Origin of the sequence: Stutzerimonas azotifigens, assembly GCF_013522725.1 — a bacterium.
In the GTDB taxonomy this organism is placed as follows: Bacteria; Pseudomonadota; Gammaproteobacteria; order Pseudomonadales; family Pseudomonadaceae; genus Stutzerimonas; species Stutzerimonas azotifigens_A.
In genome coordinates, this window is the sequence record NZ_JAAMRF010000008.1 from 186,369 (window position 1) to 200,170 (window position 13,802).

Genomic DNA, 13,802 nt, shown 5'->3' on the forward strand with positions numbered 1-13,802 from the left:
CATGCAGCCCTTTGTTACGCGCCCGGCAGACCGGACGCGGTGTTGGGTGCACTCAGACTTTCAGCGGGACCAGTCGGGGCGCAATCATGTTTTCCGGACGCAGGATCTCGGCGAGCATGGCTTCGTCGAGCAGGCGCTCCTCGCGCACCAGTTCGAGCACACCGCGGCCGGTAAGAAGGGCCTGGCGAGCGATACGGGTGGCATTCTCGTAGCCGATGTAGGGGTTCAGCGCGGTGATCAGGCCGATGGAGTTCTCCACCAGTTCACGGCAGCGCGCCTCGTTGGCGGTGATGCCGGTGACGCAATGCTCGCGCAGCATGTCCATGGCGCGTTGCAGCAGGCGGATCGAGTCGAACAGCTTGTAGGCGATCAGCGGCTCCATCACGTTGAGCTGCAGCTGGCCGGCTTCGGCCGCCATGGTCAGCGCCAGATCGTTGCCGATCACTTCGAAGGCGACCTGATTGACCGCCTCGGGGATCACCGGGTTGACCTTGCCGGGCATGATCGAACTGCCCGGCTGGCGGGCCGGCAGATTGATTTCGTTGATCCCGGTGCGCGGGCCGCTGGAGAGCAGGCGCAGGTCGTTGCAGATCTTCGACAGCTTCACCGCCAGGCGCTTGAGCATGCTGGAGAAGGTAACGAAGGCGCCCATGTCGGAGGTCGCCTCGATCAGATCGGCGGCGGGCTTGAGCGGCTGGCCGCTGATCAATGCCAGGCGCGAGACGGCCAGCGCCTGGTAGCCCGGGTCGGCGTTGATGCCGGTGCCGATCGCGGTTCCGCCCAGGTTCACTTCCACCAGCAACTGCGGGGCGATCAGGCGCAGGTGCTCCAGGTCTTCGCCCAAGGTGGTGGCGAAGGCGCGAAATTCCTGGCCGAGGGTCATCGGCACCGCATCCTGCAGCTGGGTGCGACCCATCTTCAGCACCTGGGCGAACTCGCCGGCCTTGCCGGCAAACGCCTGGATCAGGCTGTCGAGGCTCGCCAGCAGCGTGTCGTGACCCAGCAGCAATCCGAGGCGGATGGCGGTGGGATAGGCGTCGTTGGTCGACTGCGCCATGTTCACGTCGTTGTTCGGGTGCAGATGCGCGTACTCGCCCTTGGCGTGGCCCATCGCCTCGAGCGCGACGTTGGCGATCACCTCGTTGGCGTTCATGTTGGTCGAGGTGCCGGCGCCGCCTTGGATCATGTCCACCACGAACTGATCGTGGAACTCGCCCCGCACGATGCGGGCACAGGCGGCGCTGATGGCGTCGTGCTTGGCCTCGCTAAGGTGGCCGAGCTCGCGGTTGGCGTCGGCTGCGGCCTGCTTGACCATCGCCAGGGCGACGACCAGCTTGGGGTAGTGGGAAAGCGGAACACCGGTGAGGCGGAAGTTGTTCAGCGCGCGCAGCGTCTGGATGCCGTAATAGGCGTCGGCAGGGACTTCGAGGTTACCGAGCAGGTCTTTTTCGAGGCGCGATGATGCAGCAGAGGACATGAGATGTCTCATCCTGAGGGAAGCGGGAGATGCCGCGATGGGGCGCTAGAATAGGGCTCGCAGCCTGTTTCCGACCAATGCCGTTGCGCGCTGGGTCATGCACAATCGGCATAATGTCGGCGTGACCTAGTACGAACGTCCAGCGTATGCAGGTCGCTCAAGGAGCCATTAAACGCATGAACATCGAGACCAAGTGGCTGGAAGACTTCGTCGCCCTGGCCGCCACCCGCAGTTTCTCCCAGGCCGCCGAGCGGCGTTTCGTCACTCAGCCGGCGTTCAGCCGGCGCATCCGCAGCCTGGAAAGCACCCTTGGTCTGACTTTGGTGAACCGCGCCCGTACCCCGGTGGAACTCACCGAGGCGGGGCAGCTGTTCCTGGTGACCGCGCGCAGCATGGTCGAGCAGGTCGGCGAGGTGGTGCGTTACCTGCACAACCTCGAAGGGCAGCGCGGCGAGGTGCTGCAGATCGCCGCCGCGCATTCGCTGTCGCTCGGCTTCTTCCCGGAGTGGATCGCCCGGCTGCGACGCGACGGCCTGCCGCTGAAGACGCGGCTGGTGGCTACCAACGTCGGCGAGGCGGTGCATTCGCTGCGCGAGGGCACCTGCGACCTGATCCTCTCCTACTACGACCCGGATGCGGTGCTGCAGATGGATCCGGAGTTGTTTCCATCGCTGGCGCTCGGGCGCACCGAGATCGTCCCGGTGTGCGCGCCGGATGCCGATGGCCAGCCGCTGTTCGACCCCGACAGCGGCCGCAACGTACCGCTGCTGGCCTACAGTGCCGGTGCCTCGCTCGGACGGTCGGTGAACCTGCTGCTGCGTCAGCGCGGCCTGCGGGCCACCACCGTCTACGAGACGGCAATGGCGGACAGTCTCAAGAGCATGGCCTTGCAGGGGCTGGGCTTGGCCTGGGTGCCGCGCCTGAGCGTGACCGCCGAACTCGCCCGTGGGGAGTTGCTGATCTGCGGTGGCGAGCAGTGGCAGGTGCCGCTGGAGATTCGCCTGTACCGCTGCGCGCTGGTGCGCCGGGCACCGGTGCGGCTGCTCTGGCGCAAGCTGGAAACCGGCACCGGCACCGGCACCGGCACCGGCACCGGCACCGGCACCGGCACCGGCACCGGCGAGTGAGCGCGACCCGTCTAGGCGGGTCGCGCTTGGCGTTACATCTGCATGACGACGCGGCCTTCGATGCGTCCGGCGCGCAGGTCGTCGAGGATGCGGTTGACGTTGTCCAGCGTGTCGGTGTGGACGGTCGCCTTGACCAGCCCTTCGCCGGCGAAGTCCAGCGCTTCCTGGAGGTCGGCGCGGGTGCCGACGATCGAGCCGGTGATGCTGATCGCCTTGAGCACCACATCGAAGATCGGCGTCGGGAAATCCCCCGGCGGCAGTCCGACCAGCGCCACGGTGCCGTGCCGCCGCGCCATGCCGATCGCCTGGCCGAAGGCGCTGTTGGAGACCGCGGTGACCAGCACGCCATGGGCGCCGCCGATGTCGCGCTGGATGACCGCCACCGGATCCTCGGTGCGCGCGTTGACCGTCAGGCTGGCGCCGAGCTTGCGCGCCAGCTCCAGCTTGGCGTCGTCCACGTCCACCGCGGCCACGTGCAGGCCCATCGCCCGCGCGTACTGCACCGCCACGTGGCCGAGCCCGCCGATACCGGAGATCACAACCCACTGCCCCGGGCGCGCATTGGTCACCTTCAGGCCCTTGTAGACGGTGACGCCAGCGCAGAGGATCGGGGCGATCTCGTCGAACGCGACCTCCTTGGGCAGGATGCCGACGTAGTCCGGGTCGGCCAGCACGTATTCGGCGTAGCCGCCGTTGACCGAATAGCCGGTGTTCTGCTGGCCTGCGCAGAGCGTTTCCCAGCCGGTCAGGCAGTGCTCGCAGCAGCCGCAGGCGGTATACAACCAGGGTACGCCGACGCGGTCGCCCTCCTTGACGCGGCTGACGCCGGCACCGACCGCGGCGACATGGCCGACGCCCTCATGACCGGGAATGAACGGCAGCGCCGGTTTTACCGGCCAGTCGCCGTCGGCGGCGTGCAAGTCCGTGTGGCAGACGCCCGAGGCGGCGATCTTCACCAGGATCTGCCCGGGTCCGGGCAGGGGAACCTTTACTTCCTCCAGGCGCAAGGGTTCGCCAAAGGCATGGACTACCGCGGCTTTCATTGTCTGGGGCATGGTGCATCCTCCAATGATGGTCAACGGGTCGAGTCTGAGAGCGTGAAGTGGGGGTAAGCCTAGACACAGATCAATGTCTTCGCCGATCCGGGCCGCCAGGCGACGGACGGTTGCGCCTCTCGTCCAGAGCCGCGCGGGCGGTGCACGCGCGAGTGTCCCCGTGCAGCCCATGGGCTATACTGCGCGGCCTTCGGTTGGCCAGGCGCCAACCATTGATCACCACACGAGCCACGCCCGGGCCGCCCGGCGTGGCTTGTTTATTGATGCGCCCGGCTGGGCGCCCGATGAGAGGCACGACGATGAGCGCACTGGTAGGCGTGATCATGGGCTCCAAGTCCGACTGGTCCACCTTGAGCCACACCGCCGACATGCTGGAAAAGCTGGGCATTCCCCACGAGGTCACAGTGGTATCGGCGCACCGTACGCCGGACCTGCTGTTCCAGTACGCCGAACAGGCCGAAGCGCGCGGCCTGCGCGTGATCATCGCCGGCGCCGGCGGCGCGGCGCACCTGCCGGGCATGTGCGCGGCCAAGACCCACCTGCCAGTGCTCGGCGTGCCGGTGCAGTCCTCGATGCTCTCGGGCGTCGACTCGCTGCTGTCGATCGTGCAGATGCCGGCTGGCGTACCGGTCGCCACCCTGGCCATCGGCAAGGCCGGCGCGGTCAATGCCGCGCTGCTCGCTGCGAGCATCATCGGCCATGAATTTCCCGAGTATCACGCCGCGCTCAAGCAGTTCCGCCAGGAACAGACCGATACCGTGCTGAGCAACCCGGACCCGCGCGAGGCCTGACAGATGAAGATCGGTGTAATTGGGGGCGGCCAGCTGGGCCGCATGCTGGCGCTGGCGGGCACCCCGCTGGGAATGGATTTCGCCTTTCTCGATCCGGCCCCGGACGCCTGCGCGGCGGCCCTGGGCGAGCACATCCGCGCCGATTACGGCGATCAGGACCATCTGCGGCAGTTGGCCGACGAAGTGGACCTGGTGACCTTCGAGTTCGAAAGCGTGCCGGCCGAGACGGTCGCCTTCCTGTCGCAGTTCGTGCCGGTCTATCCATCGGCCGACGCACTGCGTATCGCCCGTGATCGCTGGTTCGAAAAGTCCATGTTCCAGGAGCTCGGTATTCCGACGCCGGAATTCGCCGACATCCAGTCGCAGGCCGACCTGGACGCCGCCGTCGCCCGCATCGGCCTGCCGGCCGTGCTCAAGACCCGTACCCTGGGCTACGACGGCAAGGGCCAGAAAGTGCTGCGCAAGGCCGCAGACGTCAGCGGCGCGTTCGCCGAACTGGGTAGCGTGCCCTGCATCCTCGAAGGCTTCGTGCCTTTTACCGGCGAGGTGTCATTGATCGCCGTGCGCGGGCGTGACGGGGACACGCGCTTCTACCCGCTGGTGCATAACACCCATGAAGCCGGGATTCTGCGGTTGTCGGTGGCCAGTAGCGCGCATCCGTTGCAGGCGCTGGCCCAGGACTACGTCGGTCGGGTGCTGGAAAAGCTCGACTACGTGGGCGTGCTCGCCTTCGAATTTTTCGAGGTAGACGGTGGGCTCAAGGCCAACGAGATCGCTCCGCGCGTGCACAACTCCGGTCACTGGACCATCGAAGGCGCCGAGTGCAGCCAGTTCGAGAACCACCTTAGGGCGATCGCCGGCCTGCCCCTGGGCGCTACCGACAAGCTGGGCGAGAGTGCGATGCTCAACTTCATCGGTGAGGTGCCGCCGGTGGCCAAGGTGGTGGCGATCGAAGACTGCCATCTGCATCACTACGGCAAGGCCTTCAAGGTCGGCCGCAAGGTCGGTCATGCCACCCTGCGATGCCCGGATCGCGCGACCCTGGACCGGCAGATCACCGCGGTTGAGTCGCTGATCGAACGTAGCTGATGACCCTGCGAGCCACCGCCCGGTGGCTCGCGGTCGGCACTCCAGGTAGGCGAACTGCGCCGGCGCTCATTGGTCGGATGAGGTACGCGGCTTTTCGCGCAAGACCTTGGAGTAATGCCAATGGGTATCATCGGAACCATCATCATCGGCCTGATCGTCGGTCTCATCGCACGTTTCCTCAAGCCGGGTAACGACAGCATGGGCTGGATCATGACCATCCTGCTCGGTATTGGCGGTTCGTTACTCGCCAGTTACGGCGGCCAGGCCCTGGGCCTCTACCAAGCGGGCGAGGGCGCGGGCTTTATCGGCGCAGTCGTCGGTGCGATCATCCTGCTGGTGATATACGGTATGGTCACCAGCCGTAAGCACTGACCTTCCGCGTAGGGGCTGCCCTGGCGGCCCCTTGCATTCCAGCCGTAACCGCCATGTCCCGACCGATTCTGCTGCTCCTTCTGTTGTTCGCATCCTTCACCCACGCCGCACCTGCCGAACTCGATTGGCTGGAGTTGATGCCGCCCGAAGACCGCGCGGCGCTCGAAGCCATGCCTGAGATCAGTCACGATTCGCCTGAAGGGCAGGGCTTCAGCGACAAGGGTGGGCTCAAGCAGCAGGGCGAGCTTCCCGAGGTGATGTATTCGGCCAAGACAGTGCCGGCGCTCGATGGCAAAACGCTTCGTCTGGGCGGTTATCCGGTACCGCTGGAAACCGACGCCCGCGGACGCAGCACCGAATTCTTCCTGGTGCCCTATCCGGGAGCCTGCATCCACGTGCCGCCACCGCCGCCGAATCAGATCGTGCTGGTCCGCTACCCCAAGGGTCTGCAGCTCGACGATATCTACACCCCGCTCTGGGTCGACGGTACGCTGCGGGTCGAGCCGGTCAGCAACGACCTGGCCGATGCCGCCTATGCGATCGATGCCGCGGCGGTGAAGGTGGTCGAGGAAGACGACCTCTAGCTCGAACCGGAGCCCACCCATGCCCCTCGACAAGAAGCAGCGCCAGGCCTTTCGCGATCTTGCCAGCGATACCCAGGGCATCGATGTCGAGACTTATGCTCGCTTCGACAAGGATCCGCTCGAGCCGCTGATCGGCCTGGGCCGTGCCGATGCGCCGCTGGCCTTCTTCGGCCGCGATCCCGGGCGTGACGAGGTCAAGCATGGCGAGCCCTTTATCGGCAGTGGCGGGCAGATCGTGCGCAAGGTCCTCTATCGACATCTGCACGGTGAGCCGATGCCCGACTTCGAGGCGGGTCGGGCGTTGAGCCGGGACTATTTCTGGATCAACACCGTGCCGTACAAGCCGATCGGTAACAAAGCCTGGTCCATGCAGGTGAAGCGGCGTTTTCATCCACTGATGCGGCGCCTGCTGATCGACGGCTGGCAGGGCCGCGACATCATCACCCTCGGCCGCGAGGCCTTTCTCTGGTTCGGCATCGAGCAACCGAAGGCGGTGCGCGAGGCGCTTGAGCAGTTCTGGCAGCGCGACGACCGGTTCGACGCGAGCATCGAGGTGGACATGCAGACCGACGGTGGTACCGCACGTCGCCTCCGTCTGCACCCGCTGCCCCATCCCTCGCCGCTCAACCAGATCTGGTTCAAGCGATTTCCCGAACTGCTCGAGGCGCGATTGAGCGCGCTGAAGCTGAGCTGAAGCGCCGGTTATCGATCGGCCGCGCCGTTGCGATCGAGCCGATAGGCACTGATGGATTCGTAAACCGCCTTGCGCAGGCGATTGATACCGCCGATGGGGCGGTGTTCGGGTAGCGCATGCCAGGGGTTGAAGGACAGGTTGTCGCAATCGAGGTTCTGTTCGGGGCTGTCGAAATCCTGCGCGGGTACCCGGACGTCGGCCACCGTCTCGAACGGCGAGATCGCCTCGTCCCACTCGATGCTGGTGTCCTCGATGGGCATGTAATGTTCGGCATTCTGCCGTTGGACCTGCAGCGTGAAGCAGGCCGGCACGCGGTCCAGGGACAACTGCCGGTAGAGCGCACTGCGCAGGAAGTTGGGCAGGTCTCGATTCTGCTCGGGCAACACGTAGTGGGGGCAATTCTCCGGCGCCGGTACCACGCGATACTTGATGTTCAGTGGCCCGAGTGTGAAGGGCGCGACCGAATGATAGGTGGTCGTCATCGGGCTTTGTGGGGCGGGGGAGAGCGTCTTTAGCGCGATGATCAGGTGGCGCAGCTCCCAGCTGCGCGGGTCCCATTCGGGAAAGAACGCCAGCACCCGCTTGCCCTCTGCCTGGGCGGAGAAGTTGCTGCGGTACTCGGCCACGTCTCGTACGAAGAACGCCGAATGGTTGAACATCACGAAGTCCTGCTCGAGGGCATGGCGCGGGTTGCGCGTGAGTTTTTCTCCCGGCACGTCCAGCAGCTTCAGAGCCATGCCCCGGGCATCGCGCACGCGGTCGAACTGCGGGTAGGCGTTGCCGTTGGATAGCCGCATCCAGGCGTCCCACTGCTTGCCCGGCTCGGCGAATACACCGTGCCTGAGTTCTGGGTCGATGCCCTCGCGAACCCTGACTTCCGCTTTGACGCAGCCGTGGGCCTTGGCGTGGGCATCGCGCAGCAGGCGGGTGTTGTCGCGGTGCTGTTCGACAACCGAGATGGCGTCAGCGATGATCGCGCGGGTGTCGGACGCCTCGCTGAGCGGAATCTCCTCCTCGGTGGAGACCGGCCCCGAGTGCTTCCAGGCGTCGATCAGGGTACCAGTCAGTCCCCCGACGAGCCCGACGATCAGGGCCACCAGCACGAGCAGGCCGAGCACGCGGCCAAACCAGAGCCAACATTTCTTGAGCATGTGCAAAATCCTTCTGCGGTTAGGTTCGAGGCGTCAGCCGCAGCGCGGCCCCGGCGTCCAGGGTCTGGGCGTGATCTCGCTCAGTCGCGCTTCCATCTGCGGGTCGCCCAGTACCTTCAGGTACTCGACCAGCGCCCAGCGCTCGTGGGGCTGCAGGGCGCGGCCAATCACACCGTTCTGTCGGCAACCGGCGCGAAATTCGTGGCCCTGGTTGCCGTTGCCGGTGATCGAGGTGTCGAGCAGAAAGCCGCCGGGGAACCGCTCGCTGCGAAAGCCCACCCGCACCGGATCGAACTCCGCACTGCCCACCCAGAAGCGCGTCTGGCGCTCGGCGAGCGGCGACAGCAGCTCGAACAGGTTCGCCACCGAACCGTTGTGCAGGAAGGGCGGCGTCGCCCAGACACCGTCCAGCGGCCGGGCCTTGTAGCCGCGTATTTCCTGCACGCCGATGGGCAGGCCGAAGCCGTCGAACTCGGCGCGCTCGGTCTCGCCGATGCCGGCTTCGCGGTAGGCGCGCTCTTCGACATAGGCGGTGATGTAGGCCAGCCCCTTGGCACTTGAGAGGCTGCTCAGGTCCAGCGGGCCGGACGCCTCGCCCTCGAGGCGCACGTCCAGCCGGTCGAGTTCCTCCTGGGACCAGCCCAGGCGGGTCAGGTCGAAGCGGTGATCGGCGATGTTGTCGGCCGTGGTCGGATCGGTACCGACCACCGAGGTGGGGATCACCGGCAGATGCCACTCAGGATCGCGCTCCGGCGCGAAACGCTGGTCGACGGGCTTGGGCCGCGCCTCGTGGCAATGGGCGCAATTCTCGCGGAACAGTGCACGGCCTAGGCTGGCTTGCTGCAGGTCGATCTTCCCGAACACCGGCTCCGGCCAGCGCGGCGGGGCCAGACGCATGAGCGTGGTTTCCAGCGTATGCATGTCACGCACGCGCACCCCGGAGGCATAACGCTCGGCTTCAGGCAGCGGCTCGCCATTTTCGCCCAGCAGGTGAAGCGTCGCGCCGACGCCAAGTGCTTCGCCGATATTGCGCGCCATCGGCTGCATGGCCGAGCCGTTCCATTGCACCCAGTCGAATTTCCAGATGTCCCACAGGTGCGGATAACTGACCGGGGCGTTGGCGACGCGGTAGTTGTCGGCATCGATGGCATCGCCGAACACGCCGTTGGCGATGCGACCGAACGCGTCGGTGCGTCCGAAGCCTTCTTCGGTCGGATAGAGCCCGCGGTGCCAGTCGTTGTAAGCCGTGCCCAGCAGGCGGTCGAGTACCTGCTTGAAGTCCTCGCGCAGCTGATCGCGGTCGCGCTCGTAGTCCTCGCCGAGCACCTCCTGGGCGAAACGACGAAACTTCAGCGGGTTGTAGTAGGTGAAGGCCATGCTCATGCCGAGCGCCTGGCCAAAGGCACCACCGCGTAGCGTCGGCACCGTGGACGCCAGCGAATGCATCGCTGCCCCACCGTCGATGCGAACGGCTTGGCCGTCATGGCGCAGCTCGCCGGTGTGGCAGGCGGCGCAGGTGATATCGAGATAGGCGACGCCGGTGCTGGCGTATTCATGACGAGCAAAGCCCACGGGCAGATTGCCGGGGTTAAGCGGGGAAGGGTGCTGCTGCGGGTCGACCAGAAAACCGAATCGCGCCAGGTACTCGGGCGCTGCCAGCCGGTCCCGGCTGAAAGGCTTCTCCAACGCGCCGAACCAGGCGTAATGCAGGCCTTTCACCTGTGTTCCCTGTGGCGTGTAGTAATAGGTCTGCCGATCTGCCTCGCTCCACTGGTCGAGGTAGTGAAGTGCTTGAGGCGGCTCGTAGTCCGGCAGGTTGGGATAGGCGACGAAATAAAGCCCCACCCCCACCAGCAACACAGCCACCACCAAAAACCCGAACAGGGCACGTCGTAGTAATCGCATCACTCACATCCTTGTAGCGCCAGGCGAATGGACCGTTTATGGCAGGGTCTCGCGGGGATGGCAATACAGCGTGAGCAACGTTTTGAACGAGTTAGCAGCGGCTTGGGAATGGCTAATCCCAAGTCCAGCAGGCTTCCTCGCAACTTTTTAAGTTTCGTTGGTGCAACGGATAATGATGGCTGGCCCTCTATTGCTTCTGCGACCAAGGTGGATAAAAATCTTAGCCCGGGACATATATTAACTGTATAAGTGGTGGCGCTGCTATTGGATGTGCGTTATATGAATTGAAGTTTGCTGTGTATTGTTTGGCCTGATCTATGTATGGGGTGGTTTTTATTTTCTTTTGCTACTTCTTATTTCTTTTCAGTCGGCCTCAACGGCTAGTAACAGCTCCGTAGGAGTCAGGCGTTTCAATGAATGTGTGGCAGGGTCCGTCTCAATATCCAACGCTAATGGTGTAATGCCATCGGCTTCATACACCAAATAAGCGTTGCCGATGGTCACTTCATGGTTTTTGGCACCTACTGTCGCTATGGTTTTTGGAGTTGCAGACATTAGCTCTTCGACCGAATCGTAGCGCAGTGCTACATAAACTTCGCCCAGTTGGCCTAGGGGCGCGTCAGCAGCTTCAGAGGGCTCGGTCATCACAGACTGCAGAGAGACTGTATTGGATGCTTCGATCCAATTGTCCGAGTAGGTGAAAATCAGATCTTGATAATTGCTCGACAGTGGCTTCTGCAGATTGCACACAGCTTTGCGAATGGAAACACCGTTCTGCCCATTGCGAATATTGCCGTATACGCAGTCAATAAAGGGGACCTTTTCCCTAAGCGTGAGGGTATAAAACACCTCGAAATGTGTATTTGATCCGGAGTTTTCGTAGCTTAGCGCGGGACCGCCGTTGAACGGTACAAGAGTTCTGGAGGCTTGTCCTGTATGGCCCACCATATCGGAGAATACTTTGGTCTCATTTCCCCAGTTAATCGTTAAAATACCGGTGTCCATATTTGCTGTATAGACTTCCGATAATTCGCTATTAGTTGAAACGGTATATGTATTTGCGTATATCGTGGTGGCCAGTGTAAGCGAAATCAATAGGGCAAAAGATAATGTGCGTCTCATGGGGCGAAGGGTTCCTTGGTCGAGGATGTTTGTTTTAAGATAGCTTCAAATTTTTGTGCATAGCTGGCAATAAGCTGCTGCTGGTCGGTGCCGTTGATGATCCTACGGGCCCCTGTGTAGTCCACGCCAGCAGAGTTAATGTAGTGGCTTAGTTTCTTTCCGGTGAAAATCCCCTCCGTCATGCCCCAAATCATGATTGGCACGGAGTGCTCGGGTTCGGCGGCTTTGTCGGGTTGGGTCACGAAATCGACGCCAAAGTAGTCTTGAGCCTTGCGGTAGTTGTTCTTCCAAGTGAGATGAACGAGTCCCCGTCCGCGGTACTTATAGCCATCGCCCTTTAGATTGTTCCCATTCTCTATAGCCCGATCTCGATGCTCTTGGGTGACAGCTAGTACCGGGTCATATTTATTGAAGTAGGCAGCGCCGCCAACTTCCGGCTTAGAACTGAAAAATTCGCCAGTGGGGAAATAGTATGCCTCATGCCGGGCTGTCGCGAGCATATATGCAAGCTCGAAGAGATTTGTTTTTCCGGGGTGGCTTTCGTAATACTTGTTGATGAGTTCCACGATGGTGCGCAGGTTGTCCTTGGATACTTGCGAAAAAGCTGGGGTGTTGGCGGCGAATTGCTCGTGCTGGCTAGTGTACTCTGCGATAAAGCGTTCGACATTAATCAATCGGCTCGAGTACAAAAAAAGACTCGCTGCAGCAATAGGCTGAAAATGCCACGCTTTCCCATCACCATTGATGCCATGCCGCTCCGTCAGATCACTCCACCAACTCAGCGCCTTGATCCGCTCTTTTTCCGCTTCCCAGATCAGGTTCGGCTTTCCTGGTTCTTCCTCCAGCAACGGATCAAGCTCGTCCCATTTGCTCTGGTTCCAGAACCACTCGCTTTCGTACTTGGTGATCAACTGGCCGAGTACTTGAGCTTGCCAGGGCTTGGCCAGCGCCACTCGGATTTCATGGCTGGTCAGTACGCCGTTCTGGTCGGTATCGACGATGTCGTACAGGCGAGCAAGCGCGACTATAGGGCCGCCATCGGCTCTGTTTATCTGGGCGCGGTAGTTGTGCTGTTCGTCTGCACTCAGCATGCCTTTGGCATTGAATGTGTAGGCGAGTTTTTCAAAGGGCGTTCCGGTTTCCTCGATGCACTGGAAATCCTGCCATTCCCAAGGGCTGTGGCGGGTGGTTATCAACTCTTGTTCGGCTAGCCAGCCGTCGATGGGATTTCCGCTCTCGTCAGCGAACAATCCATCGAGCCGCCACCAGTGGGTTGTGCTTGGTGAGGCACTGCCTTCGGCTCTGACCTGAATCTTGTTCGCCGCTGGCAGGCCATCCAGGAGTGCTTGGGGAATGATCAGGTCGACCCCGATCTGGCTTCCTTCGTCGCTGAGCTTGGGCGGATTTTCGGCATTGAAATCATCTCGATGGGCGATCAGTTTGCTCGCGCCTTTGTAGACCTTGAGCAGGGTCTTTTGATCATCCGGCAAGCGGCTTGCCCAGGCACGACTACGAGCGATAAAGCCAGGCACGTTGTCGCAGCTGAATACTTCCAGATGAACAAGCGGATTAGCGGCACCATTATAGTTTTGATAGATGCCGGGATGGCCGATCAGCTCACCTGCCTTAATCGGAATGCCTTCACCCAAAACCACTACATGGCCCAGCTCTCTGGGCTCACTCCGAGCTTGCAAAAACTTGGAGGAAATGTAGCCGGGAAGATTGCCTTCGCTATCGGCCGTGAGGGGTGGATTTGCCGTGCCGTTGATGAGGCTTACAAGCTTGCTGTACTCACCCTCGGTTGCCGTCACTGTGACTTCGGCTCCCTTGGTAATTTCCGATAGATTCGAAGAGTCTTTGTTGGCACTGGCGCGAACGATCAGACCCTGGCTCTGGGTATTGACGATATGACTCTTGACCTCCCAGAAGGCAGGCCGTGGCAGATCCGCTTTCGCCTGATAGCCGGCCCAATCCTGTAAGTGCATGTACAGGCTGTAGAGAGTCAGTCTCGGAGGTGTTTGCTCATCAGCTGCGTCGCCCTCGGCTTTCTTGGGCTGTGGCGGCTGAAGAGTGTGTTTGACCAGAACGAACCCTGTGGAAAACGGCGCTCGCTTGATGCTTGGGATTTCATCGGTGAACTCGCTGACGGGATAGCTTTCATCGATACGATAGGCAATCACCTCGCCATCGGCGATGCAGCGCACACTCGATTGGTCGAATACGGCTGCCGTGCCTTCATCGAAATGCACACCTCCATGCCATAGGCCGTTCTCGCCGGTCGGGTAATAACCGCTCTTGGCCTTGGCCATATGGGTGAGAAGTTGCAGCGGACTACTGTCTACTTCCTTGCTGGGGAAGGGGTAAGCCCAGTTGATCGGTTTGTCTTCGGCCATGTTCGATACGTCCTGATCCTTGCCTTTGGAGCTGCGTGATAA

At 62.2% G+C, this 13,802-nt stretch carries 12 protein-coding genes; 6 read left to right on the forward strand and 6 right to left on the reverse strand.

Annotation, left to right across the window (positions count from 1 at the left end; translation table 11 throughout):
* Positions 1–52: 52 nt before the first annotated feature.
* Positions 53–1,477, reverse strand: coding sequence for an aspartate ammonia-lyase (aspA, locus tag G7026_RS16305; protein ID WP_181071969.1), 1,425 nt, complete (start codon positions 1,475–1,477; stop codon positions 53–55).
* Positions 1,478–1,653: 176 nt separating this feature from the next.
* On the opposite strand from aspA, the gene G7026_RS16310 reads away from it, so the two are divergent.
* Entirely contained in the window at positions 1,654–2,604 is a 951-nt protein-coding gene (locus tag G7026_RS16310; RefSeq protein ID WP_181071970.1) for a LysR substrate-binding domain-containing protein, read from the forward strand.
* 32 nt (positions 2,605–2,636) lie between these two features.
* Here G7026_RS16310 and adhP read toward each other — a convergent pair whose 3' ends face one another.
* The gene (gene adhP / locus G7026_RS16315; RefSeq protein WP_181071971.1) at positions 2,637–3,659 is read right to left on the reverse strand and encodes an alcohol dehydrogenase AdhP; all 1,023 of its coding nucleotides are present in this window, start codon (positions 3,657–3,659) and stop codon (positions 2,637–2,639) included.
* A gap of 299 nt (positions 3,660–3,958) precedes the next feature.
* Here adhP and purE point away from each other — a divergent pair, with 299 nt between their 5' ends.
* The 5 genes from purE to G7026_RS16340 all read left to right on the forward strand — a co-directional run bounded on the left by purE (position 3,959) and on the right by G7026_RS16340 (position 7,189).
* On the forward strand, positions 3,959–4,450 hold the full coding sequence (gene purE, locus G7026_RS16320; RefSeq protein ID WP_138406379.1) for a 5-(carboxyamino)imidazole ribonucleotide mutase: 492 nt from the start codon (positions 3,959–3,961) through the stop codon (positions 4,448–4,450).
* Positions 4,451–4,453: 3 nt separating this feature from the next.
* Positions 4,454–5,539: a 5-(carboxyamino)imidazole ribonucleotide synthase gene (locus tag G7026_RS16325; protein WP_181071972.1), complete on the forward strand. Its 1,086-nt coding sequence runs from the start codon at positions 4,454–4,456 to the stop codon at positions 5,537–5,539.
* 120 nt (positions 5,540–5,659) lie between these two features.
* Positions 5,660–5,911: a GlsB/YeaQ/YmgE family stress response membrane protein gene (locus tag G7026_RS16330; RefSeq protein WP_181071973.1), complete on the forward strand. Its 252-nt coding sequence runs from the start codon at positions 5,660–5,662 to the stop codon at positions 5,909–5,911.
* A gap of 53 nt (positions 5,912–5,964) precedes the next feature.
* Positions 5,965–6,495: a DUF3299 domain-containing protein gene (locus tag G7026_RS16335; protein WP_181071974.1), complete on the forward strand. Its 531-nt coding sequence runs from the start codon at positions 5,965–5,967 to the stop codon at positions 6,493–6,495.
* Positions 6,496–6,514: 19 nt separating this feature from the next.
* Complete coding sequence (locus G7026_RS16340) at positions 6,515–7,189, forward strand: uracil-DNA glycosylase family protein (protein WP_181071975.1); 675 nt, start codon at positions 6,515–6,517, stop codon at positions 7,187–7,189.
* 8 nt (positions 7,190–7,197) lie between these two features.
* On the opposite strand, the gene G7026_RS16345 is transcribed toward G7026_RS16340, so the two are convergent.
* The 4 genes from G7026_RS16345 to G7026_RS16360 form a co-directional block, all read right to left on the reverse strand.
* The gene (locus tag G7026_RS16345; RefSeq protein WP_181071976.1) at positions 7,198–8,340 is read right to left on the reverse strand and encodes a catalase family protein; all 1,143 of its coding nucleotides are present in this window, start codon (positions 8,338–8,340) and stop codon (positions 7,198–7,200) included.
* A 33-nt stretch (positions 8,341–8,373) separates the two neighbouring features.
* Positions 8,374–10,245, reverse strand: coding sequence for a di-heme-cytochrome C peroxidase (locus G7026_RS16350; protein WP_181071977.1), 1,872 nt, complete (start codon positions 10,243–10,245; stop codon positions 8,374–8,376).
* A gap of 363 nt (positions 10,246–10,608) precedes the next feature.
* A complete protein-coding gene (locus G7026_RS16355) occupies positions 10,609–11,367 on the reverse strand; it encodes a hypothetical protein (protein ID WP_181071978.1) in 759 nt (252 codons plus the stop codon).
* On the reverse strand, positions 11,364–13,760 hold the full coding sequence (locus tag G7026_RS16360) for a hypothetical protein (RefSeq protein WP_181071979.1): 2,397 nt from the start codon (positions 13,758–13,760) through the stop codon (positions 11,364–11,366). Before G7026_RS16360 ends, G7026_RS16355 begins: the two co-directional genes overlap by 4 nt.
* Positions 13,761–13,802: the final 42 nt, after the last annotated feature.

Excerpts from the sequence above, each read along its gene's own strand:
- aspA (WP_181071969.1), bottom strand. The coding sequence starts at position 1,477 with ATGTCCTCTGCTGCATCATCGCGCCTCGAAAAAGACCTGCTCGGTAAC.
- G7026_RS16310 (WP_181071970.1), top strand. The coding sequence starts at position 1,654 with ATGAACATCGAGACCAAGTGGCTGGAAGACTTCGTCGCCCTGGCCGCC.
- adhP (WP_181071971.1), bottom strand. The coding sequence starts at position 3,659 with ATGCCCCAGACAATGAAAGCCGCGGTAGTCCATGCCTTTGGCGAACCC.
- purE (WP_138406379.1), top strand. The coding sequence starts at position 3,959 with ATGAGCGCACTGGTAGGCGTGATCATGGGCTCCAAGTCCGACTGGTCC.
- G7026_RS16325 (WP_181071972.1), top strand. The coding sequence starts at position 4,454 with ATGAAGATCGGTGTAATTGGGGGCGGCCAGCTGGGCCGCATGCTGGCG.
- G7026_RS16330 (WP_181071973.1), top strand. The coding sequence starts at position 5,660 with ATGGGTATCATCGGAACCATCATCATCGGCCTGATCGTCGGTCTCATC.
- G7026_RS16335 (WP_181071974.1), top strand. The coding sequence starts at position 5,965 with ATGTCCCGACCGATTCTGCTGCTCCTTCTGTTGTTCGCATCCTTCACC.
- G7026_RS16340 (WP_181071975.1), top strand. The coding sequence starts at position 6,515 with ATGCCCCTCGACAAGAAGCAGCGCCAGGCCTTTCGCGATCTTGCCAGC.
- G7026_RS16345 (WP_181071976.1), bottom strand. The coding sequence starts at position 8,340 with ATGCTCAAGAAATGTTGGCTCTGGTTTGGCCGCGTGCTCGGCCTGCTC.
- G7026_RS16350 (WP_181071977.1), bottom strand. The coding sequence starts at position 10,245 with ATGCGATTACTACGACGTGCCCTGTTCGGGTTTTTGGTGGTGGCTGTG.
- G7026_RS16355 (WP_181071978.1), bottom strand. The coding sequence starts at position 11,367 with ATGAGACGCACATTATCTTTTGCCCTATTGATTTCGCTTACACTGGCC.
- G7026_RS16360 (WP_181071979.1), bottom strand. The coding sequence starts at position 13,760 with ATGGCCGAAGACAAACCGATCAACTGGGCTTACCCCTTCCCCAGCAAG.